Origin of the sequence: Pseudomonas emilianonis (genome assembly GCF_023072625.1) — a bacterium.
In the GTDB taxonomy this organism is placed as follows: Bacteria; Pseudomonadota; Gammaproteobacteria; order Pseudomonadales; family Pseudomonadaceae; genus Aquipseudomonas; species Aquipseudomonas paraveronii.
The window spans coordinates 1-21,205 of sequence record NZ_JAKNRV010000057.1 but is presented as its reverse complement, the minus strand read 5'-3'; the positions used below and the strand labels follow the sequence as shown (position 1 = coordinate 21,205).

Annotated in this window: 19 protein-coding genes and 1 pseudogene; 7 read left to right on the top strand and 13 right to left on the bottom strand. The window is 60.8% G+C overall.

Annotated elements, in window-relative coordinates:
* The 4 genes from L9Z73_RS09040 to L9Z73_RS09025 form a co-directional block, all read right to left on the bottom strand.
* Positions 1-1,799: acyltransferase family protein (locus L9Z73_RS09040; RefSeq protein WP_247398913.1), on the bottom strand; the 1,799-nt coding region annotated here is incomplete at its 3' end.
* A 157-nt stretch (positions 1,800-1,956) separates the two neighbouring features.
* On the bottom strand, positions 1,957-3,216 hold the full coding sequence (gene rho, locus L9Z73_RS09035) for a transcription termination factor Rho (RefSeq protein WP_003176825.1): 1,260 nt from the start codon (positions 3,214-3,216) through the stop codon (positions 1,957-1,959).
* Between the two features lie 234 nt (positions 3,217-3,450).
* Positions 3,451-3,780 (bottom strand): thioredoxin TrxA, encoded by a 330-nt coding sequence (gene trxA, locus L9Z73_RS09030; RefSeq protein ID WP_247398910.1) that lies wholly within the window; start codon positions 3,778-3,780, stop codon positions 3,451-3,453.
* 121 nt (positions 3,781-3,901) lie between these two features.
* Complete coding sequence (locus L9Z73_RS09025) at positions 3,902-4,597, bottom strand: FadR/GntR family transcriptional regulator (protein ID WP_247398908.1); 696 nt, start codon at positions 4,595-4,597, stop codon at positions 3,902-3,904.
* Between the two features lie 255 nt (positions 4,598-4,852).
* On the opposite strand from L9Z73_RS09025, the gene L9Z73_RS09020 reads away from it, so the two are divergent.
* From L9Z73_RS09020 to L9Z73_RS09005, 4 genes are read left to right on the top strand one after another with little or no spacing between them, the layout of a single operon-like run.
* Positions 4,853-5,638, top strand: a complete 786-nt coding sequence (locus L9Z73_RS09020) for a transporter substrate-binding domain-containing protein (protein ID WP_247398905.1) — start codon at positions 4,853-4,855, stop codon at positions 5,636-5,638.
* Positions 5,639-5,659: 21 nt separating this feature from the next.
* Positions 5,660-6,328 (top strand): amino acid ABC transporter permease, encoded by a 669-nt coding sequence (locus L9Z73_RS09015; protein WP_247398902.1) that lies wholly within the window; start codon positions 5,660-5,662, stop codon positions 6,326-6,328.
* Complete coding sequence (locus L9Z73_RS09010) at positions 6,325-6,975, top strand: amino acid ABC transporter permease (RefSeq protein WP_247398900.1); 651 nt, start codon at positions 6,325-6,327, stop codon at positions 6,973-6,975. Before L9Z73_RS09015 ends, L9Z73_RS09010 begins: the two co-directional genes overlap by 4 nt.
* On the top strand, positions 6,962-7,699 hold the full coding sequence (locus tag L9Z73_RS09005) for an amino acid ABC transporter ATP-binding protein (protein WP_017845136.1): 738 nt from the start codon (positions 6,962-6,964) through the stop codon (positions 7,697-7,699). The genes L9Z73_RS09010 and L9Z73_RS09005 overlap by 14 nt, the downstream gene beginning before the upstream one ends.
* On the opposite strand, the gene L9Z73_RS09000 is transcribed toward L9Z73_RS09005, so the two are convergent.
* From L9Z73_RS09000 to L9Z73_RS08985, 4 genes are all read right to left on the bottom strand, one after another.
* On the bottom strand, positions 7,671-8,219 hold the full coding sequence (locus L9Z73_RS09000) for a hypothetical protein (protein WP_247398897.1): 549 nt from the start codon (positions 8,217-8,219) through the stop codon (positions 7,671-7,673). The genes L9Z73_RS09005 and L9Z73_RS09000 overlap by 29 nt on opposite strands.
* Complete coding sequence (locus tag L9Z73_RS08995) at positions 8,209-10,710, bottom strand: fimbria/pilus outer membrane usher protein (protein ID WP_247398894.1); 2,502 nt, start codon at positions 10,708-10,710, stop codon at positions 8,209-8,211. Before L9Z73_RS08995 ends, L9Z73_RS09000 begins: the two co-directional genes overlap by 11 nt.
* 7 nt (positions 10,711-10,717) lie before the next feature.
* On the bottom strand, positions 10,718-11,407 hold the full coding sequence (locus L9Z73_RS08990; RefSeq protein ID WP_247398916.1) for a fimbria/pilus chaperone family protein: 690 nt from the start codon (positions 11,405-11,407) through the stop codon (positions 10,718-10,720).
* 133 nt (positions 11,408-11,540) lie between these two features.
* Entirely contained in the window at positions 11,541-12,188 is a 648-nt protein-coding gene (locus tag L9Z73_RS08985) for a DUF1120 domain-containing protein (protein ID WP_247398891.1), read from the bottom strand.
* Positions 12,189-12,669: 481 nt separating this feature from the next.
* On the opposite strand from L9Z73_RS08985, the gene ppx reads away from it, so the two are divergent.
* Complete coding sequence (gene ppx / locus L9Z73_RS08980; protein WP_247398889.1) at positions 12,670-14,172, top strand: exopolyphosphatase; 1,503 nt, start codon at positions 12,670-12,672, stop codon at positions 14,170-14,172.
* 137 nt (positions 14,173-14,309) lie between these two features.
* On the opposite strand, the gene ppk1 is transcribed toward ppx, so the two are convergent.
* Positions 14,310-16,529 (bottom strand): polyphosphate kinase 1, encoded by a 2,220-nt coding sequence (gene ppk1, locus L9Z73_RS08975; protein WP_247398886.1) that lies wholly within the window; start codon positions 16,527-16,529, stop codon positions 14,310-14,312.
* Positions 16,530-16,547: 18 nt separating this feature from the next.
* Positions 16,548-17,561: a porphobilinogen synthase gene (hemB, locus tag L9Z73_RS08970; protein WP_247398884.1), complete on the bottom strand. Its 1,014-nt coding sequence runs from the start codon at positions 17,559-17,561 to the stop codon at positions 16,548-16,550.
* 207 nt (positions 17,562-17,768) lie between these two features.
* Between hemB and L9Z73_RS08965 the strand changes: the two genes are divergently transcribed.
* The gene (locus L9Z73_RS08965) at positions 17,769-18,416 is read left to right on the top strand and encodes a DedA family protein (RefSeq protein WP_247398870.1); all 648 of its coding nucleotides are present in this window, start codon (positions 17,769-17,771) and stop codon (positions 18,414-18,416) included.
* Here the strand turns inward: L9Z73_RS08965 and L9Z73_RS08960 are convergent.
* Positions 18,397-19,632 carry a sterol desaturase family protein gene (locus tag L9Z73_RS08960; RefSeq protein ID WP_247398867.1) on the bottom strand — a complete coding sequence of 412 codons (1,236 nt, stop codon included), beginning with the start codon at positions 19,630-19,632 and terminating at the stop codon, positions 18,397-18,399. The genes L9Z73_RS08965 and L9Z73_RS08960 overlap by 20 nt on opposite strands.
* A gap of 115 nt (positions 19,633-19,747) precedes the next feature.
* Here L9Z73_RS08960 and elbB point away from each other — a divergent pair, with 115 nt between their 5' ends.
* On the top strand, positions 19,748-20,413 hold the full coding sequence (gene elbB / locus L9Z73_RS08955) for an isoprenoid biosynthesis glyoxalase ElbB (protein ID WP_247398864.1): 666 nt from the start codon (positions 19,748-19,750) through the stop codon (positions 20,411-20,413).
* On the opposite strand, the gene L9Z73_RS08950 is transcribed toward elbB, so the two are convergent.
* Entirely contained in the window at positions 20,410-20,865 is a 456-nt protein-coding gene (locus L9Z73_RS08950) for a YaiI/YqxD family protein (protein ID WP_247398861.1), read from the bottom strand. The two genes, elbB and L9Z73_RS08950, sit on opposite strands and share 4 nt — an antisense overlap.
* 2 nt (positions 20,866-20,867) lie before the next feature.
* Positions 20,868-21,205: pseudogene (locus L9Z73_RS08945) on the bottom strand (cystathionine gamma-synthase); the annotation flags it as partial.

Here is a 21,205-nt window from a genome sequence, read left to right as displayed (position 1 = left end):
CAAATGTCGGCCGCCGCCAACGCGTTGAATAGCCGAGTAATGAAGGCCTGGCGCTGTTCATGCTCGGCCACGGGAAGCCCTTCCCCGTCGACCGGGCGGTGCATCATGGCCAGGCGACTGAGGCGGTAAGGCACGATGATTTTCTGCAGCGGGACCTCCTTGACCAGCCACACGCGATGCCCGGCGGCGCGCAACCCTCTGATGCGCTCACGCAGGCCCTCGGCGAAGCGCTGCTCCGCCACGGCGCGCACGTACTCACCAGTACTCGGGTCCTTGAGCGCGTGCTCCTTATCGCCCGACATTTGCCCATAAAGGTACAGGCTCCAGCGCGCTGCCAGCACTACATCGCTGAACGACTGCTCGGCCAGGGCCTTCTCGACGCGTTGGTTGAAATGCGCGCACTGGGTGATGTTTTCCAGACCGTCCAACGGCATGCAACCGGCAAAACTGGCCTGAACCAGACTGATATCGTGCCATTTGGCCGCGTCCTCAAGCGCTGGAATCAGCGCCGTGGCGTGGCTGTCGCCCCAGACCATTGCGGACACCGAGCGGCCCTGCGGACCGAAGTGGCAGAACGACCGGTCATCCGGAGTGTTCTTGTCCTCCAGGCAGGCCGTCAGCTCCGGGCCCCATTTCTTCGCCTGGGCATAACGTAGTGCCTGTTCGGACAAGCGCCAAGGCACGCCATTGGTTTCACGTAATGCCAGACCGGTGATGCCGAAGCACAGGATGCCGGCTGCGGCAGCAACCAGGATAGCCTTGCGCCCGGGCAGCAGACGTTTTTCCCGAAACGGCGCCTCCACAAAGCGCCAGGACAAATAACCCAGCACCAGGCTCAGCAGCATCAAGCCGCCCAATTCAGCCGCGCTCAAGCCATCAACCGCTGCGTAATTGGCGTACACGAACACCGGCCAGTGCCACAGGTACCAGGAATAAGAAATAAGCCCCAGGCCCACCATTAGCCGCGAACTCAGCAGCCGCCCGACCCAGGTGGCTTGCTGCCCATTGGCCCAGATCAACCCGACCACGCCCAACACCGGCAGCAAAGCCGCCGCGCCTGGGAACGGTGTATGTCGGTCAAAACCGAATATGGCGGTCAGGATCAATGCCAGGGACACCAGGCTGACCCCTTGTGTCAGGGACGGTGAAGCGCGCCATTCATACCTGGGCATGACCGCCAGCACGGCGCCGGCCAGCAATTCCCAGGCACGCAAGTGCAGCAGGTAGAACGCTTTCTGCGGCTGATGGGAAACCGCCCAGACACTCATGCCAAATGACACCAGCAACACCGCGAACAACGCCAGACGCCAGTGTTTCAAACGACTTGAAAGCAGGGTCAGCAGGAGTGGAAAGAGGATGTAGAACTGCTCTTCTACCGCCAGCGACCAAGTATGCAGCAATGGCTTGATGTCGGAAGCCGCATCGAAATAGCCGTCCTGGCGGGCAAACAGGAGGTTGGAGGTAAAGGTGACCTGGTAGTGCGCCGACCGCCCCAGCGCTTCGTAGTCCTTGGGCGCCAGCAAAAACCAGCCCACTGCCAGTGTCGCGGCCATCATCACGAACAACGCCGGCAGGATACGCCGGGCGCGTCGCGCCCAGAAGTCGACGAAACTGAACCGCCCCACTTGGCGTTCACGCCAGATGATCGATGTAATCAAAAAGCCGGAAATCACAAAAAAAACGTCTACCCCGACAAAGCCGCCAGTAACGCCCGGAACTCCAAAGTGGAACAGCACGACTGCGAGAACAGCAATGGCACGCAAACCATCAATGTCTCTTCGGTAAGCAAGAGTGGTCATATATCTAGATATCAGCCAGAAACGAATGGGGATGAGCGTAGCCGCACTCACCTTTTTTGTTTCATAACTGACACTCGTGACGCTCAAACCTCCCTTTCTCGATACAAAAAAAATGGCGCCCCGGAGGGCGCCATTTTTTTGGACCTGAAACGTCGTATTACTTACGCTTCATCGACAGGAAGAACTCGTCGTTGGTCTTGGTGGTTTTCAGCTTGTCGATCAGGAACTCGATGGCGGCGACTTCGTCCATCGGGTGCAGCAGCTTGCGCAGGATCCACATGCGCTGCAGTTCGTCGTCGGCCGTCAGCAACTCTTCGCGGCGGGTGCCGGAACGGTTGATGTTGATGGCCGGGAACACACGCTTTTCAGCGATACGACGGTCCAGGGGCAGTTCCATGTTGCCGGTACCCTTGAACTCTTCGTAGATCACTTCATCCATCTTCGAGCCGGTTTCAACCAGCGCGGTAGCGATGATGGTCAGCGAGCCGCCTTCTTCGATATTGCGCGCGGCGCCGAAGAAACGTTTCGGTTTCTCCAGGGCGTGGGCATCGACACCACCGGTCAATACCTTGCCGGAGCTCGGGATCACGGTGTTGTAGGCACGGGCCAGACGGGTGATGGAGTCGAGCAGGATCACCACGTCTTTCTTGTGTTCGACCAGGCGCTTGGCCTTCTCGATCACCATTTCGGCAACCTGCACGTGGCGGGTTGGCGGCTCATCGAACGTCGAGGCAACCACTTCGCCGCGCACGGTGCGCTGCATTTCGGTCACTTCTTCCGGACGTTCATCGATCAGCAGCACGATCAAGTGAACTTCAGGGTTGTTGCGCGCGATGTTCGCTGCAATGTTCTGCAGCATGATGGTCTTACCGGCTTTCGGCGGTGCGACGATCAGGCCACGCTGACCCTTGCCGATCGGGGCGCACAGGTCGATCACACGACCGGTCAAGTCTTCGGTGGAACCGTTGCCGGCTTCCATCTTCATGCGCACGGTCGGGAACAGCGGGGTCAGGTTCTCGAAGAGAATCTTGTTTTTCGCGTTCTCGGGACGATCGAAGTTGATCGTGTCGACCTTGAGCAGGGCGAAATAACGCTCGCCTTCCTTCGGAGGGCGGATCTTGCCAACGATGGTGTCACCGGTGCGCAAGTTGAAGCGACGGATCTGGCTCGGCGAGACATAGATATCGTCTGGGCCGGCGAGATAGGAAGCGTCCGCAGAGCGGAGGAAGCCGAAGCCGTCCTGGAGAATCTCCAGCACGCCATCACCGGAAATTTCCTCGCCGCTTTTCGCGTGCTTTTTGAGCAGGGAGAAAATCACGTCCTGCTTGCGCGAACGGGCCATATTTTCTATGCCCATCTCTTCGGCCAATTGGAGCAGGTCGGTAATCGGCTTTTGCTTGAGTTCAGTCAGATTCATATAGGAATGACGTAATCATTTATGGAGGGGGGAAATTAAGCTTTTGGCTTAATGAGGCCGCGCCGCAGAGAAGGCGACATGATCGCGTACTAATCGAAAAGGAATGCGTCGGCGACGGCTTGCAGGGGGCAGTGGAGAAACCAGTGCGGGGCCGAATGTACCACCTGAATTTCGGAGCGTCTAGCCCTGTTTCACGAAAAAGCCCCGCAAATTGCGGGGCTTTTTTGACGACGCTTAGATGTTCGCGTCGAGGAATGCCGCCAACTGGGACTTCGACAACGCGCCCACTTTGGTCGCTTCCACGTTGCCGTTCTTGAACAGCATCAGCGTCGGAATACCACGCACGCCGTGCTTGGCCGGAGTTTCCTGGTTTTCGTCGATGTTCAACTTGGCAATGGTCAGCTTGCCGTCGTAGGTGGTTGCAATCTCGTCCAGAACCGGAGCGATCATTTTGCAAGGGCCACACCATTCAGCCCAGTAGTCAACCAGCACCGGGCCAGTTGCCTTGAGTACTTCGGCCTCAAAGGTCGCGTCAGTGACGTGCTTGATAAGATCGTTGCTCATGGATGTCTCCGGATTGTAAGCAAAAAAAACGTGGCCCATCATAGCTGCCCTTCCCCCGTTCAGGAAGCCGCCTCTGATTGAGTCTTGCTATGGTGTTGCATGAGTTTGGGTATCGCCCCGCTCACGGAGATACCGGCGTCACAAAGGCAATCCCCGTGCGCAACGCCGCATTGCGCACATGCTCCTGCATGCTTTTCTGTGCCGCCGCACTGGCGCGACGGGCCAGCGCGCGCAGAATTCTGCGGTGCTCCTGCCAGGTTTCCATGGCCCGTTCCGGCCGGATGAACGGTAGCTTCTGGCTCTCCAGGAACACCTCGGCGCTGGCACTCAGGATGCTGACCATCGCCTGATTGCCACTGGCCAGGAGGAGGCGCTGGTGGAATTCGAAGTCCAGCCGGGCGGCGGCTTCGAAGTCGCCGGCCTTGAGCACCTTGCGCATGGCTTCGACATTATCTTCCAGGCGGTCCAGCTCATCGATGGTCAGCGTGACGGCCGCCAACCCCGACGCAAACCCCTCCAGGGCATAGCGCAACTGGAAGATATCCAGCGGCGTCGCCTGGGCCGCGAAGGGCCACGCAAACCCCGGCGAGTCTTGCGCCTCTTGTACGAACACGCCTTTGCCCGGCTGCACGCTGACCACCCCCAAGGCACTGAGGGACGACAACGCCTCGCGCAATGACGCCCGGCTCACGCCCAACTGCAGCGCCAGGTCGCGCTGGGATGGCAGTGCGTCGCCCGGCCCGAAGCCTTGCTCCTTGATCAGTTTGCGGATGGCCTGCAAGGCCGCTTCCGGTACCGCTTGGGCGATGGAATTCATAAAAAACTCAAGGTTCCAGACAACTGAGCGAGTAGTTGTAAAGCTATTCGCGCCTGGCGGCAAGCCACGCCCCAAAGGGGCTCGCGCGGTTTTGCCGGCGCTCGAAAACGGTGCGAAAAGCGTGTTCACTGTTCAGACCAGTAAGACCACCACAACGCAACAAATCCCGGCCTTGCAGACAATCCGAGCAGTCATGGCATGGGCTGTGCACTGGGCAAAAACAGAATATCCCTTCGCCCTTCTCGGAGAGTTCCCATGACCAAGCGCTACAGCGCCCTGCTCACCGCCCTGTTTGCCAGCCTGATGCTGAGCCAGGCACCCGCCCAGGCCAACGGTCTGGACGATATCGTTGCCCGCGGCACCTTGAAGGTCGCCGTGCCCCAGGACTTCCCGCCATTCGGCTCGGTCGGCCCCGACATGAAACCACGCGGCCTGGACATCGACACCGCCAAGCTGCTGGCCGACCAGCTCAAGGTCAAACTGGAGCTGACCCCGGTCAACAGCACCAACCGCATCCCGTTCCTCACGACCGGCAAGGTCGACCTGGTGATCTCCAGCCTGGGCAAGAACCCCGAGCGGGAAAAGGTCATCGACTTCTCCAAGGCCTACGCGCCCTTTTACCTGGCCGTATTCGGCCCGCCTGATGCCGCCATCAGCAGCATCGACGACCTCAAGGGCAAGACCATCAGCGTGACCCGTGGCGCCATCGAAGACATCGAGCTGACGGCCGTCGCGCCCAAGGAAGCCACGATCAAACGCTTCGAAGACAACAACTCGACCATCGCCGCCTACCTGGCCGGCCAGGTCGACCTGATCGCCAGCGGCAACGTGGTGATGGTTGCGATCAGCGAGCGCAGCCCGAAACGCGTGCCGGCGCTGAAAGTGAAGCTCAAGGATTCGCCGGTGTACGTGGGCGTGAACAAGAACGAGCCGGCGCTGCTGGAGAAGGTCAACCAGATCCTGATCGCGGCCAAGGCCGACGGCAGCCTGGAAAAAAACGCGCTGCAGTGGCTGAAAGAACCCCTGCCTGCTGATCTCTGAAGCCTGCGACGGAGCTGATTCATGGCCTATCAATTCGACTTTGTGCCGGTGCTGGCCAATACCGACCTGCTGTTGCGCGGCGCCCTGTTCACCCTTGAACTGACGGCGATCGGTGCGATCCTGGGGGTCGCCCTGGGCACCGTCGGCGCGGCGGTGCGGGCGTGGAAAATCCAGCCGTTCGCCTGGTTCTTCGGGGTGTACGTCGAGTTGATCCGCAACACGCCATTTCTGGTGCAGTTGTTTTTCATCTTCTTCGGCCTGCCTTCCCTGGGGCTGAAAATCACCGAATGGCAAGCGGCGGTATTGGCAATGGTGATCAACCTGGGCGCCTATTCCACCGAAATCATCCGCGCCGGCATCCAGGCGATCCCCCGTGGCCAGCTAGAGGCCGCCGCCGCGTTGGCGATGACGCGCTTCGAGGCGTTCCGCCATGTGGTCCTGCTGCCGGCGCTGGGCAAGGTGTGGCCGGCCCTGAGCAGCCAGATCATCATTGTGATGCTCGGCTCGGCGGTGTGTTCGCAGATCGCCACCGAAGAGCTGAGTTTTGCCGCTAACTTTATCCAGTCGCGCAACTTCCGCGCCTTTGAAACCTATGCCCTGACCACCCTGGTGTACCTGTGCATGGCGCTGATGATTCGCCAGTTGCTCAACTGGATCGGTCGCCGGTTTGTGATGAGGAACAGCCGATGAGTGATTTTTCCTTCTGGGACATCGTGCGCAACCTGCTCATCGGCCTGCAATGGACGCTGTTGCTGTCGCTGGTGGCGTTTGTAGGCGGGGGCCTGATCGGCCTGCTGGTGATGACGATGCGCATCAGCCGCAAAGCCTTCACACGCAATGTCGCCCGCACCTATATCGAACTGTTCCAGGGCACGCCGCTGTTGATGCAGCTGTTCCTGGTGTTTTTCGGCATTGCCCTGCTTGGGGTGGATATCTCGCCCTGGCTGGCGGCGGCGATTGCCTTGACCTTGTTTACCAGCGCCTACCTCGCCGAGATCTGGCGCGGCTGCGTCGACTCCATCGCCCACGGGCAGTGGGAAGCGTCGGCCAGCCTGGCCCTGAATCCGCTTGAACAGCTGCGCTACGTGATCCTGCCCCAGGCCCTGAGGATTGCCGTAGCACCTACCGTGGGGTTCTCGGTGCAAGTGGTCAAAGGCACTGCCGTGACCTCAATCATCGGCTTCACCGAACTGACCAAGACCGGCGGCATGCTCGCCAACGCCACGTTCGAGCCTTTTATGGTCTACGGCCTGGTGGCCCTCGGTTACTTCCTGCTCTGTTACCCCTTGTCCCTCAGTGCGCGCTACCTGGAAAGGAGACTGCATGCCTCTGCTTAGAATTTCCGCCCTGCATAAGTATTACGGCGATCACCACGTGCTCAAGGGCATCGACTTGACCGTTGAAGAAGGCCAGGTCGTCGCGATCATCGGCCGCAGCGGCTCGGGTAAGTCGACCTTGCTGCGCACCCTCAATGGCCTGGAGTCGATCAACGACGGTGTGATCGAAGTCGACGGCGAATACCTCGACGCCGCCCGCGCCGACCTGCGCAGCCTGCGACAAAAAGTCGGCATGGTGTTCCAGCAGTTCAACCTGTTCCCGCACCTGACGGTGGGCGAAAACGTCATGCTCGCGCCGCAGGTGGTGCAGAAAGTGCCCAAGGCCAAGGCCGCCCAATTGGCGCGACAGATGCTGGAGCGGGTCGGCCTGGGGGAGAAGTTCGATGCCTTTCCTGATCGCCTGTCCGGCGGCCAGCAACAACGCGTCGCCATAGCCCGCGCACTGGCCATGTCGCCCAAGGTGCTGCTGTGCGACGAGATCACCTCGGCGCTGGACCCGGAACTGGTCAACGAAGTGCTCAGCGTGGTGCGCCAACTGGCCAAGGACGGCATGACCCTGATCATGGTGACCCACGAAATGCGTTTCGCCCGCGAAGTCGGCGACAAGCTTGTGTTCATGCACCAGGGCAAGGTGCATGAAGTGGGCCCGCCCCAGGCACTGTTCGCCAATCCCAGAACGCCCGAGCTGGCCAACTTCATCGGCTCAGTGGGACAGCCGGGCTGACCAGCTCAAAGGTGCCCTGCCCCTCCAGCCGCGTCTGACTGCGTACCTGCAGGGCATCGGAAGGCAGGTCGATATCGACATCGACCTGGGCGGTCAGTCGCTGGCCGAGCACCGTTTGGCCTCCCGCACGTGCCACCAGGACCTGGCCCGGTAACAACTGCCCGCTGACCGTTTCACCGGGCAGGTGCGCCACTTCCCACTCCACGGCGCGCCCATCCACCTGAGCATGCCTGAGATGCATACGCATACGCCCCTGGCGATCAAACCGGAAACCTTGCCCGTCCGCCGCACCGATGAACCGCAACGCCATCACCGAAGGCTGCGCACACGCGACGTTCAGATGCAGCGTGCGGGTGCCGAGGGCGACGGAGGCGCTTTCGACAAGGGCCTCCCGGCGAATGACGCCATAGTCGATGCGCGGCTGGCTCACAGACAACCGGCAGTTTTCAGCGCGCACGCCCTGGGCCATCAACAGGCTGCAGAACAGGGTGAAACATGCACTTTTCCACTTACCGGCCATGGCACACCGCCGTCGTGGTCTCATAGAACTTGTCATGATCAGGTTTGGTTCCGGGGTCAAGGCTTAGCAGGCAGGTGGAAGAGTCCGGCAACGAAACCCGCAGGCTTTGCGACTCATTGACGTCATTCAGGAAAATCATGCCCTCGCCCGCCACGCTGGTCAGGAAGCGGTCATCCTTGCCGAACACCGAAGCGCCCTGGGGCAACGGCCGACCGTGCTGGTCACTGGCGGTGAGTAGCACGCGGCGCACTGTCACCACATCGAACGCGACGGTATTAAAGGACCCGCGACCGGCGGCGAGCACCTGGGTCCCGTTCCTCAGGTCAACCCGTCTGGGCAACGACTGCGTCTGCACTTCGACGCGGCTATTGGCATACGCGGGCAAACCGGCAATCACCGCCTGCCCGGTGAAGTCAGTCCACACCGGCCCCTGCGGGGTTTCGACTTTTGCAGAACCGACATCCCCCACCGAGACGATGCCAAACGTGTCCTGCACGGCATAGGGCGAAAATGTCAGGCCGTTTTCGTGCGCGACGATGCCGCCTTGCAACTGCCCCGTATAACCGGTGCCCAGCGCATCCCGGCTGACGCCCAGGCCGACGCGGGTGTAGCGTGGCAGCAAGTCCACATGGCCGTGAACCGACTGCTCGCGGGCGCTAAGGTCGCGTTCGACGCCCACCTCGTAATTCACATACTCATTGACCCGCTCACTAAGCGCCGTACCAACGCGGGACTGGTCGCCACGCCGACTGACGTAGCTGTTCACACGACGATCACCACCCAGCGGCACGCTGATCTGCAGTCGTACCGACAGATCATTGTCCTCAGCGCTATCGCGCCGGTCGCCGGCAGCGGCTGCATCACGGCGAGGCCGTGTACCGCCCACCTGCGAATCGGCGATCAACGCGACATCGACGTAGCTGAACGACTTGTTCCACGAAGCAAACACATGCTCGGCCGTGTGCCGGTCAAACTGCGCACTGCGCGAATAACCCAGGGAGAACACGCCCAGCGTGGGATCAACCCAACTCATGCCCGCTGTGTACTGGTTCTTGAAACGCGAATCCAGTTCGCCGGCCTTGAACGACCGGCCCGCTTCAAGTACCTCGCGATAACCTCGGGTCTGGGTGGTTGCGCTGACGTTGACGTCTAAGTTGGCATACACCGGGCTGCTCGCCGACACGCTGCTACGCCCCCCCGACACGGCGTTACGGCTGTCTCGGGACACATTGTGACGAGCGCCAACGGCAACCCGCTGGAAAAACACGCTGCTCAGGGTGCCGCCTGCCGACCAGTACTCTTCGGCACTCAACAAGCCAAACCCCGCCGACGATTCACGCCCCAGGCCCCAGGTGCCACTGCCCATGGCGACCATCGGTGACGGAGCCTGCGCGTCGATATTTTCGCGCACCTTGCCGAGGGAAAAGTAATAACCGGGCGCCGCCGGGGCCGCTCCCGCGAATGACGCCGCCGGCACCACGAAACTGCGCTTGGCGCCGCGTACATCGATCACGCTGACGTCGAGGTCGCTGGTGCCATTGAGCAAAGGCAACCCCGTCAGCCGGAAGGGGCCTTCGGGCACCAGCGTGCTATGGATCAGCACGCCGGACTGGCGCACTTCAATCCGCGACTGACTCTGGGCCAGACCTTCGACGACTGCGTTGTTGCTGCCTGCCGGCGCCCGCGACTGACCATCGGGGGAAAACTGGATGCCGGACAACTGGATACCACCAAACAGCGGGTTGTTGCTGGAGAGCTGGCCCATCTGAAAAGTCGATTGCAACGCGGCGATATCCCGCTGGGCGTAGGCATACAGGTGTTCGGTACGGGCTTCACCATTGTCAGACACATAAAACTGACGGCTGCGCACAATCCAGTCGCCCAGGTTGAAGCCTGCTTCGGTGTAGGCCGACACGAACCGGCTGGGCCCACTGCGCGAACGGCTGTCGAAACCCAGCACGTCATAGTTGAACATCGCCGCTGCGCCGCCCTGGGCAAAGTGCCCGGCCTCCCACTGGGGTGCATGCAATGCCTGGGTCGGCACCACCAGTGCCACCTCATCGATACCGGGCCGGAGCCGAACCATCGTCGTCGGAAAGGCCCCCAGGAAGTCATGGCAGGCCTGGTCCGGTGAGGCGCCTTCGCGGACAACGGCGCGGGGCTGCACCAACCCGGCTTTCTCGAGCAAGCCCGGGGTGAAACACAATTGCCCCTGGGCATCGAACCGCGCATCGACTGACCCGAGCGGGTTCCCGTTGACCCGCAGCCCCACCACCTGGACGCCTTCGCGAAAACGCGCCGCACTGCGGAAGTAGTCGGAGACCTTCGGGTCAATGCCGTGGGTGGTCAGTGCCGCGAGGTCGAAACCCTCGCCCAACTCCAGCGCCGGGGCCAGGCCGGGCAAGCTCCACAGCGTCGCGAACCCAATGAGCAGCGTGGGGCGGCGAGGCCGGATAAAAATCGTAGATTTGTTACTCGACAGGTTTGTCATGAGCCGCTCAATCCCCTTCGGCACTGATCGGGGCGCGGTAGCTGTCCACTGAAAACCCGTAGACCGTGGCGGGCTGGATCTCGACTTCAGCCAAGCCGTCCAACGTTCCGTCAACCTTCGCCGTCAACGCCTCCCCCGGCAAAATGTAGGTACGCGGCAACGTCGCCAGGACCTGCCGCGGAAGTAGCTGCACCTGGGGCGCCAACCGCACCACGTAGGCGCTGTCGTTGTGAACCGTTAGACGCGACCCGGTCCGCTTCCAGGTGAGCAGCTCCCAGGGTGCTTGATGCCGAGGCAGGCTTTTGGGGTGCAGAATCAGCGGCAAATTCTGTCGCAGGGTGATACCGATCGTCGCACCGCCTGCGGCACGCGCCTGGGGAATCCCCTCGAAAGATACGCGCTTCAACCGCTGGGTCTTCAGCGGTTCCTTCAAGGTACTGATGAAGCGCACAAGCTGCGTTTCGCCGGCCTCCACGCGGGTGATGGGAGGCGTGACAATTAATAACGGTTCCGGGTCCTCGGGCACATTTTCCACTACCGAATGAAGTAACGCCGGCCCCGAATCGGTATTCCTGATATTTATTGTGGCCTCGCCATCTTCCTCATAAAGCACCACCACTGTGGTTTCCGGCTGCATGCCGTCCGCTACTGCAACAGTGGCAAAACAGAGACATGCACTTACACTCCATAACAGCACACTATTTATTATTGAAAGACTACGCACTCGGTATTCCCCGTGACCATGACGTTGAGCAAATGGCAACTGACCGCTCACATGAAAACAGCCGATAAGAAATAGTTAGTTTCTTGATCGGCTGCTGTTGGGTCGTTTAGATGTAACTCAGTTCAAGGGTGGCGCGCCCATCAAGGGTAATGTCGCGGCTCAGGTCCAGGTCCTGGCCTTTGTTGATCACTGCCTTCACCGCGATGGTGCCAGTCAGTTGAGAGATTGAAGCCGGTGTAACCGTGGTGCTGCTGCGCCAGGAATACTGGGTAGGGGCTTGAGTAACTTTGCCATCACTGTTCTGCCAGGTACCGGTGCCGACACGCATGATTGGAAACAGCGCGGTGCTCGACGACCGAAGGTCCCTGAGAGTGACCGAATAGCCACCGGTTCGCCGGCCCGAGACCAGACCCAAGCCATAGTTCTGTGCTTCAGTGAAACCCGCACCGAGAATGCCCGTCACCTTGCTGCCAGCCTGCAGGTCGGTGAGTTTCAGCCCGAACTTGGCCGGGGTAGTGCCGCAACTGACGGACAGGGAGGTGGTTTTCTCCTCTCGCGGGTTGAACGCGGTCTGGGACAGTTCACCGGAGCGGATGGTGCCGTAATCGATAGTGCCACTCCCGGTCAGGCTGAGGTTGCAGGCAGCGGGTGTAATCGTGCCCCTGACGGACAACTGGGCAACGGTAGATGCCTGTGCGCTGATGGCCGCAGCCAGGCAAGCGAGACCGAGAGTCAATCCAACAATTTTTTTCATATTTGACCTGTCACTGAAAGTTATCAGGCGTTCTTTATTTTCTTCTTAGCAAGCCCAGCGCCGAACGGCTTATTTCTCTGGACCTGCACGACTATAAATAAATAACACCCAGGCAATATTGCCGAGTGACAGTCTGTCGCTTTGGCCCCTCATTAAAGAATCAGATAACACATCAGTTAGTGTGGGAGCTGTAAAAACAAAGAGTCGCCTTTACCCAAATACGAGGTAGTCCAAAACAAAAAAACCAAAGGATTTCAAACAATAACCCTGTAGGGCAAATCACAAAAATTTTTACAACGACAACTAGTTAAAAATTCCTACGAAACTAAAACATCATTCAGGGCAAATTTAGAAACCCACCCTACATTTCCCACAAGAGTTCCTCACAGACAGTCATAGGAAAATTAGCGAAGCGCTACGCGTTGGCTCCAGCGGTCGATCGTGGCACGATGGTGAGGTTATCGACCGAGACCCCCTAACCATGCCGCAATCCCAAGCCAAGAATCTGTCCCTGATCGCCGCCATCGACCTGGGCTCCAACAGCTTTCACATGGTCGTGGCCAAGGCCCAGAACGGCGAAATCCGCATCCTTGAGCGGCTAGGCGAGAAAGTCCAACTGGCTGCCGGAATCGACGACGCGCGCCAGCTCAATGAAGAATCCATGCAGCGAGGGCTCGATTGCCTCAAGCGTTTTGCCCAATTGATCAACGGCATGCCCCTGGGCGCTGTGCGAATCGTCGGCACCAACGCGTTGCGTGAAGCCCGTAACCGTGGCGAGTTCATCCGCCGCGCCGAGGAAATCCTCGGGCACCCGGTAGAAGTCATCTCCGGACGCGAAGAAGCGCGCCTGATCTACCTCGGCGTGTCCCACACCCTGGCCGACACCCCCGGCAAGCGCCTGGTGGCGGACATCGGCGGCGGCAGTACCGAATTCATCATCGGCCAGCGCTTTGAGCCGCTGCTGCGCGAAAGCCTGCAGATGGGCTGCGTCAGTTATACCCAGCGTTATTTCAAGGACGGCAAGATCACCCCGGCGCGCTATGCACAGGCCTATACGGCGGCGCGGCTGGAGATCATGAGCATCGAGCACGCGCTGCATCGCCTGACCTGGGATGAAGCCATCGGTTCGTCCGGCACCATCCGTGCCATCGGCCTGGCCTTGAAAGCCGGCGGCCATGGCACCGGCGAGGTCAACGCCGAAGGCCTGGCGTGGCTCAAGCGCAAGCTGTTCAAACTGGGCGATGCCGAGAAAATCGACTTCGATGGCATCAAGCCTGACCGCCGCACGATCTTCCCGGCGGGCCTGGCGATTCTCGAAGCGATCTTCGACGCCCTCGAACTGCAACGCATGGACCACTGCGACGGCGCCCTGCGCGAAGGGGTGCTCTACGACCTGCTCGGCCGTCATCACCACGAGGACGTGCGTGAGCGCACCCTCAGCTCGTTGATGGAGCGCTATCACGTCGATCTGGAACAAGCGGCCCGCGTGGAGCGCAAAGCCCTGCATGCCTTCGACCAGGTGGCTGCGGACTGGGACCTGGAAGACGGCGTATGGCGCGAACTGCTGGGCTGGGCGGCCAAGGTGCATGAAGTAGGCCTGGATATCGCCCACTACCATTACCACAAGCACGGCGCCTACCTGATCGAGCACTCCGACCTGGCCGGTTTCTCCCGGGAAGACCAGCAGATGCTCGCACTGCTGGTACGCGGCCATCGCCGTAATATCCCCAAGGACAAGTTCGCCGAATTCGGTGACGAAGGCATCAAGCTGATCCGCCTGTGCGTGCTGCTGCGCTTTGCGATCCTGTTCCACCACATCCGTGGCACCCAGGAAATGCCCCAGGTGACCCTGCGCGCCAGCGGCGACAGCCTCGACGTGGTGTTCCCGGAAGGCTGGCTGGAAGAAAACCAGCTGACCCAGGCGGACTTCGCCCAGGAAGCGGAATGGCTGACGCGGGTGGGCTTCAGCCTGAACGTGCACTAACTCGATCTAGACAGCACCGAAAAAAATGTGGGAGGGGGCTTGCCCCCGATGGCGGTGTGTCAGTCACTTGGTACTTTGACTGAACCACCGCCATCGGGGGCAAGCCCCCTCCCACATTGGGCCTGAGCCAGCCTGGGTTAATTCACCGCGAGAATCGGGCTACCCAGTTTCTCCAGCAACGTCGCCTGGGCGCTGCGCGGGTTCTGGTTGCCGGTCGGCGTGTTGCGCACGTAGCGGCCGTCCGACTGCAGACTCCAGCTGTGGGTGTTATCGGTGAGATAACTTTCCAGCTCTTTCTTGACCCGCATGATCAGCTTCTTGCCTTCCACCGGGAAACACGTCTCTACGCGCTTATCGAGGTTGCGCTCCATCCAGTCGGCGCTGGAGAGGTACATCTGCTCTTCGCCGCCGTTGAGGAAGTAGAACACCCGCGTGTGCTCCAGGAAGCGCCCGATGATCGAGCGCACATGGATGTTGTGCGAGACCCCAACGATGCCCGGCCGCAGGCAGCACATGCCGCGCACCACCAGATCGATGCGCACGCCGGACTGGCTGGCCTTGTACAGCGCGCGGATGATCTTCGGATCGGTCAACGAGTTGAACTTGGCGATGATGTGCGCCGGTTTGCCGTCGAGGGCGAACTGGGTCTCGCGGGCAATCATGTCGAGCATGCCCTTCTTCAGGGTGAACGGCGCATGCAGCAGCTTCTTCATGCGCAACGTCTTACCCATGCCGATCAACTGGCTGAACAACTTGCCGACGTCTTCACACAAGGCGTCGTCGGAGGTCAGCAGGCTGTAGTCGGTGTAGAGCTTGGCATTGCCAGCGTGGTAGTTGCCGGTGCCCAAGTGCGCGTAACGCACGATCTCACCGGCTTCGCGGCGCAGGATCAGCATCATCTTGGCGTGGGTCTTGAACCCGACCACGCCGTAGATCACCACCGCGCCGGCCGCTTGCAGGCGGCTGGCCAGTTGCAGGTTGGACTCTTCGTCGAACCGCGCACGCAGCTCGATCACCGCGGTGACTTCCTTGCCGTTACGCGCGGCATCTACCAGCGCATCGACGATTTCCGAGTTGGCGCCGCTGCGGTACAGGGTCTGGCGGACCGCCAATACATGCGGGTCCTTGGCGGCCTGGCGCAGCAGGTCGACCACCGGGGTGAAGGACTCGAACGGGTGCAGCAGCAGGATGTCCTGCTTGCTCACCACGCTGAAGATGTTCTCGCTGTTTTGCAGCAGTTTCGGGATCTGCGGCGTGAACGGCGTGTATTGCAGCTCCGGGTGGCTGTCCAGGCCGGTGATGCTGAACAGGCGCGTCAGGTTGACCGGGCCGTTGACCTGATACAGCTCGCTCTCGCCGAGGTTGAATTGCTTGAGCAGGTAGTCCGACAGGTGTTTCGGGCAGGTGTCGGCCACTTCCAGGCGCACCGCGTCGCCGTAGCGCCGCGAGAACAGCTCACCGCGCAGGGCGCGGGCCAAGTCTTCGACGTCTTCGGAGTCCAGCGCCAGGTCGGCGTTACGGGTCAGGCGGAACTGGTAGCAGCCCTTGACCTTCATGCCCTGGAACAGGTCATCGGCGTGCGCGTGGATCATCGACGACAGGAATACATAGTTATCGCCAGCGCCCCCCACCTCTTCCGGTACCTTGATGATCCGTGGCAGCAGACGCGGTGCCGGGATGATCGCCAGGCCGGAATCGCGACCGAAGGCGTCGATACCTTCCAGCTCAACGATGAAGTTCAGGCTCTTGTTGACCAGCAACGGGAACGGGTGAGTCGGGTCGAGACCGATCGGCGTGATGATCGGCGCGATTTCGTCGCGGAAGTAGCGACGCACCCAGGTCTTGATCTTGGTGGTCCAGTGACGGCGACGGATAAAGCGGACCTGATGTTTTTCCAGTTCTGGCAGCAGGATGTCGTTGAGGATTGCGTATTGGCGATCCACATGCCCGTGTACCAGATCGCTGATGCGTGCCAGGGCTTGATGCGGTTGCAGGCCATCGGCGCCGGCTTGTTCACGGGCGAAGGTGATTTGCTTCTTGAGGCCGGCGACGCGGATCTCGAAGAACTCGTCCAGGTTGCTGGAGAAAATCAGCAGGAATTTCAGGCGTTCCAGCAACGGGTAGGACTCATCCAGCGCCTGCTCCAGCACGCGGATGTTGAATTGCAGCTGTGACAGCTCGCGGTGGATGTACAGGCTGCTGTCATCCAGGTTGGTCACCACGACGGGCGCGGGCGCCGGAGCAGGCGCTTCGGCGACCACCACAGGCGGTTCCAGCTCCGGCGGGGTCTCGGCGACTTGTTCAACCACCGGGTGGGCGTCTTTTACGGCAACTTCTGAGAGTCCTTCGGTATTCATCGAGTGTTCCTGTGAGGGCTATTGTTGCTCTCTAAGCAATTGGGCAGCGCGGGCGGCGAAGTAGGTCAGAATGCCATCAGCGCCGGCACGTTTAAAGGCTGTCAGGGATTCGAGGATCACCCCTTCACTCAACCAACCATTCTGGATCGCGGCCATATGCATGGCGTATTCACCGCTGACCTGATAGACAAAGGTCGGCACCTTGAATTCTTCTTTGACTCGGTAAAGGATGTCCAGGTAGGGCATCCCGGGCTTGACCATCACCATATCGGCACCTTCGGCCAGGTCGGCGGCCACTTCGTGCAGGGCTTCCTGGCTGTTGGCCGGGTCCATCTGGTACGAGGCCTTGTTGGCCTTGCCCAGGTTCAGCGCCGAGCCCACCGCATCGCGGAACGGGCCGTAGTAGGCGCTGGCGTATTTGGCCGAATAAGCCATGATTCGCACATTGACGTGGCCGGCCAGCTCCAGGGCTTCGCGGATCGCCTGGATGCGGCCGTCCATCATGTCCGACGGCGCGACCACCTGGGCCCCGGCTGCAGCATGGGACAGGGCCTGTTTGACCAGCGCGTCGACGGTGATGTCGTTCTGCACGTAGCCTTCTTCATCCAGGATGCCGTCCTGCCCGTGGGTGGTGAACGGGTCCAGGGCCACATCGGTGATTACCCCCAACTCCGGGAAGCGCTCACGCAACGCGCGGGTGGCGCGTTGGGCGATCCCTTGCGGGTTCCAGGCTTGGGCAGCATCGAGGGACTTGAGTTCCGCAGGCGTCACCGGGAACAGCGCCAACGCTGGAATCCCCAGTTCCACCCAGTTCGCCGCCTCCTCAAGCAGCAGATCAATGCTCAAGCGCTCTACACCCGGCATCGACGCCACGGCTTCCCGACGATTTTCCCCGTCCAGCACAAAGACCGGCAGGATCAGATCGTTCGTGGTCAGTACGTTTTCACGGACCAGACGGCGAGAAAAATCATCACGACGGTTGCGGCGCAGACGGGTGGCGGGGAACAGGCGATTGGCAGGGGTAAAGCTCACGACAGACTCCTGAGCCCGCATTTACGGACGAGTGTTGCAGTTATAAGCGGCCATTATGACGAAGGAATGACAGTTGTGCTTATCCATGCGACCTGTAGTCGCATTCGGCGTTTATGTAGGAAATGTTCACTTCGTGACACATCTCGATACTTTCATGAATGTTCACGAAGGCGTAGGCTGCGCGTTCATTTCGCCAGCACCCAGACCATGCTTCAACAATTTCTGCATGACTTCGGCTACTTTGCCCTCTTCCTAGGCACGTTCTTCGAAGGCGAAACCATACTGGTTCTCGCAGGCTTCCTGGCGTTCCGTGGATATATGGATATCAACCTGGTGGTGGTCGTTGCCTTTTTCGGCAGCTACGCCGGCGACCAGCTTTGGTACTACATGGGGCGCAAGCACGGCCGCAAACTGTTGGCGCGCAAGCCGCGCTGGCAATTGATGGGCGACAAGGCCCTGGAACATATCCGCAAGCACCCGGATATCTGGGTGCTGAGCTTTCGCTTCGTCTACGGATTACGCACAGTGATGCCCGTGGCGATTGGCCTGTCCGGCTATCCGCCCTTGCGCTACCTATTGCTCAACGGCATTGGCGCGGCGGTGTGGGCGGCGGCGCTCGCCGCGGCGGCGTACCATTTTGGCGCGGTCCTGGAAGGCATGCTGGGCAGCATCAAGAAGTACGAGCTGTGGGTGCTGGGTGCTTTGTTACTGCTGGGCCTGGCTCTCTGGCTGCGGCGGCGGTTCAAGAACGCGCGCATCGCCCGTCAAGCCTGTGCCGATGCAAAGGCCCGACTGGCGGCTACACACCCGGCCGAAACCAGCCCGGTCGAGCCGCCTAAGACGCCAGCCGAGTAAGCCGGCCTCTGCAACAGTAGAGGCCCATCAGGCTCAGCAAGCTGTAGCTCAAAAGGCCCAGCCAGCCCAGGTGGCTGGCCGGCCATAGCCCGACCAGCGGCGCCAGCCATACCAGCGGCACATTCAGCCCCAGGCGCACCAGCTCCGCCCTCAACGCCCACGGGCGGTTCTCCAGGGCGACGCCCACGCAAAACAAGCCCAGCGCCATCGCACTCCAGCCCAGCACCAGTGCCGTCGTGGGCAGCCCTTCCCCGACGTTCATCAGATAACTGCCAAACCCCACATACACCGCAAATTGCAGGGCGACGTACACCTGTTGTCGCGTATCCAGCGGCACCTCGAATTTGCGGAACTGGCTCAAATCCGGCTTGGCCAACGGGTAGTTGGCCTTCACATCGGCGGGCCGCCAACCGGTGCGCATGAACCAAATACGCAGCTTGTCCCAGCGGCTTTGCGTGCGCCGCGCATCACTCCACAACTGCGCATAGAACTGCAGGTTGGCCCACAGCGGGTTCCAACTGGCCAAGGGGGTGGTGACGCCAAAGATCACCGGCTCGTTATCGTCCTCTTCCTGAAACGAGCCAAACAGCCGGTCCCAAATAATGAACACCCCGCCGTAGTTGCGATCCATGTAGAGAGCGTTCTGTGCATGGTGGGCCCGATGATTGGACGGCGTGACGAAGAACCACTCGAACCAGCCGAGCTTGGGCACGTGGCGGGTGTGGACCCAGAATTGATACAGCAGGTTGAGCGAGGCTACGCTGATAAACACCAGCAGCGGCACGCCGAGCACGGCCAGGGGCAGGTAGAAGATCCAGCTCAGCAGAAAGCCGGTGCTGGTCTGGCGCAAGGCGGTGGTGAGGTTGTAGTCCTCGCTCTGGTGATGCACCGAGTGCGCGGCCCACAGGATATTGCGCTCATGCCCGCAGCGATGCAGCCAGTAGTAGCAGAAGTCGTAGAACACAAAGGCAAACACCCAGGTCCAGACGCTCTGGGCCGACAACTCGAGCAGCGCCAGGTGCTTGAGGGCGAACGCGTAGGTCAGCAGCCCCACGCCCTTGGTCAGCAGCCCGGTGGTGGTGGACAGCACGCCGGTGCTGAGGCTGTTGATGGCATCCGCCACCCGGTAGTTGCGCGCCCCGCGCCAACGGTCGGCGAGCAGTTCAACCACGATCAAGGCGATGAAAAACGGCACCGCGTAAGGCACGAAGTCCATGGGCTAGTCCGGTCTGTTTTTATTGCCTCAAGATTAGGTGCTGCGGCGGGAGTTCCCATTGGCAACAGATGACAAATTAGTAGACATTTAACGCCATGAATCAGGAGAAATGCCCATGAGCAAAAAGATTGCAGTGATCCTTTCCGGCTGTGGCGTGTACGACGGCGCAGAAATCCACGAAAGCGTGATCACCCTGCTGCGCCTGGATCAGCGCGGCGCTCAGGTCCAATGCTTTGCCCCCGACATTGCGCAGTTGCATGTGATCAACCACCTCACGGGCGAAGAAATGCCCGAGTCGCGCAATGTGCTGGTGGAGTCCGCCCGCATTGCCCGGGGCGAGGTTAAGGACATCGCTGAAGCCAACGCCGAGGATTTCGATGCGTTGATCGTGCCTGGCGGGTTTGGCGCGGCGAAGAACCTGTCGAACTTTGCCATCGAAGGCGCCGGTTGCAGCCTCAACCCGCAGGTATTGGCGCTGGCCGAAGCCTTTGTCGAAGCGGGCAAGCCGCTGGGGCTGATCTGCATCTCGCCAGCCCTGGCCGCAAAAATCTATGGTCCGGGCGTGACCTGCACCATCGGCAACGATACCGACACCGCCGCCGCCCTGGACAAGATGGGCGCCCACCATCAGGAATGCACGGTAGAGGATATCGTCGAAGACACGGCGCGCAAGCTGGTCAGCACGCCGGCCTATATGCTTGGCAAGAACATCAGTGAAGTCGCGTCAGGCATCAACAAGCTGGTGGATCGGGTGCTTGAGCTGACCCACGAGAACGACTAATCGGCCCGCATCAAGCGCGTAAGGAGACGGTCGAGTGAGTTGGCAAACGCTTGCTTGTCCTTTTCCCCATGGGGCGGTGGACCACCGCCCATCTGGCCTTGCTCGCGCAGATCGGTGAACAGGTTGCGCACCGCCAACCGCTCACTCATGTTCTGCGGGCTGAACTCCTTGCCACGCGGATCGAGCGCCGTCACGCCGTTCTTCACCAGGCGGTCGGCCAAGGGTACATCGCTGCAGATCACCAACTCACCGGGCACCGCGTGCTCCACCAGGTAGTCATCCGCTGCGTCCGGGCCGCTGGGCACCACGATCAGTTTCACGCAGGCAAAGCTCGGCTTGATCTGGCTCTGCCCGGCCACCAGCACCACCTCGAACTGACGCTTGAGGGCGAACTTCACCACCTGGTCCTTGGCCGCCCGCGGGCAGGCGTCGGCGTCGATCCACACGCGCATGCTTATGCCGCCAACCGGCGCTTGTCGGCGATCCGACTGCGGCCGTACATCACCACAATCGCCAGGATCGCCACGACCTGCGCACTCAACGAGTAGGCATCGGCGTGGATACCCAGCCAGTCGAAGTCAAAGAATGCCACCGGCCGCGTGCCGAAGATGCCGGCTTCCTGCAACGCCTTCACGCCGTGCCCGGCGAACACCACCGACAACGCGCACAGCAACGCCGCGTTGATCCCGAAGAACAGCGCCAATGGCAGCTTCGCCGAACCGCGCAGGATCACCCACGCCAGGCCCACCAGCAGCACCAGCGACGTCGCGAGCTCGATCAGGCGATCACCCA

What these genes read in the sequence shown, in the direction of transcription:
- rho (WP_003176825.1), bottom strand. Translation starts at nt 3,216, where the DNA reads ATGAATCTGACTGAACTCAAGCAAAAGCCGATTACCGACCTGCTCCAA.
- trxA (WP_247398910.1), bottom strand. Translation starts at nt 3,780, where the DNA reads ATGAGCAACGATCTTATCAAGCACGTCACTGACGCGACCTTTGAGGCC.
- L9Z73_RS09025 (WP_247398908.1), bottom strand. Translation starts at nt 4,597, where the DNA reads ATGAATTCCATCGCCCAAGCGGTACCGGAAGCGGCCTTGCAGGCCATC.
- L9Z73_RS09020 (WP_247398905.1), top strand. Translation starts at nt 4,853, where the DNA reads ATGACCAAGCGCTACAGCGCCCTGCTCACCGCCCTGTTTGCCAGCCTG.
- L9Z73_RS09015 (WP_247398902.1), top strand. Translation starts at nt 5,660, where the DNA reads ATGGCCTATCAATTCGACTTTGTGCCGGTGCTGGCCAATACCGACCTG.
- L9Z73_RS09010 (WP_247398900.1), top strand. Translation starts at nt 6,325, where the DNA reads ATGAGTGATTTTTCCTTCTGGGACATCGTGCGCAACCTGCTCATCGGC.
- L9Z73_RS09005 (WP_017845136.1), top strand. Translation starts at nt 6,962, where the DNA reads ATGCCTCTGCTTAGAATTTCCGCCCTGCATAAGTATTACGGCGATCAC.
- L9Z73_RS09000 (WP_247398897.1), bottom strand. Translation starts at nt 8,219, where the DNA reads ATGGCCGGTAAGTGGAAAAGTGCATGTTTCACCCTGTTCTGCAGCCTG.
- L9Z73_RS08995 (WP_247398894.1), bottom strand. Translation starts at nt 10,710, where the DNA reads ATGACAAACCTGTCGAGTAACAAATCTACGATTTTTATCCGGCCTCGC.
- L9Z73_RS08985 (WP_247398891.1), bottom strand. Translation starts at nt 12,188, where the DNA reads ATGAAAAAAATTGTTGGATTGACTCTCGGTCTCGCTTGCCTGGCTGCG.
- ppx (WP_247398889.1), top strand. Translation starts at nt 12,670, where the DNA reads ATGCCGCAATCCCAAGCCAAGAATCTGTCCCTGATCGCCGCCATCGAC.
- ppk1 (WP_247398886.1), bottom strand. Translation starts at nt 16,529, where the DNA reads ATGAATACCGAAGGACTCTCAGAAGTTGCCGTAAAAGACGCCCACCCG.
- L9Z73_RS08965 (WP_247398870.1), top strand. Translation starts at nt 17,769, where the DNA reads ATGCTTCAACAATTTCTGCATGACTTCGGCTACTTTGCCCTCTTCCTA.
- L9Z73_RS08960 (WP_247398867.1), bottom strand. Translation starts at nt 19,632, where the DNA reads ATGGACTTCGTGCCTTACGCGGTGCCGTTTTTCATCGCCTTGATCGTG.
- elbB (WP_247398864.1), top strand. Translation starts at nt 19,748, where the DNA reads ATGAGCAAAAAGATTGCAGTGATCCTTTCCGGCTGTGGCGTGTACGAC.
- L9Z73_RS08950 (WP_247398861.1), bottom strand. Translation starts at nt 20,865, where the DNA reads ATGCGCGTGTGGATCGACGCCGACGCCTGCCCGCGGGCGGCCAAGGAC.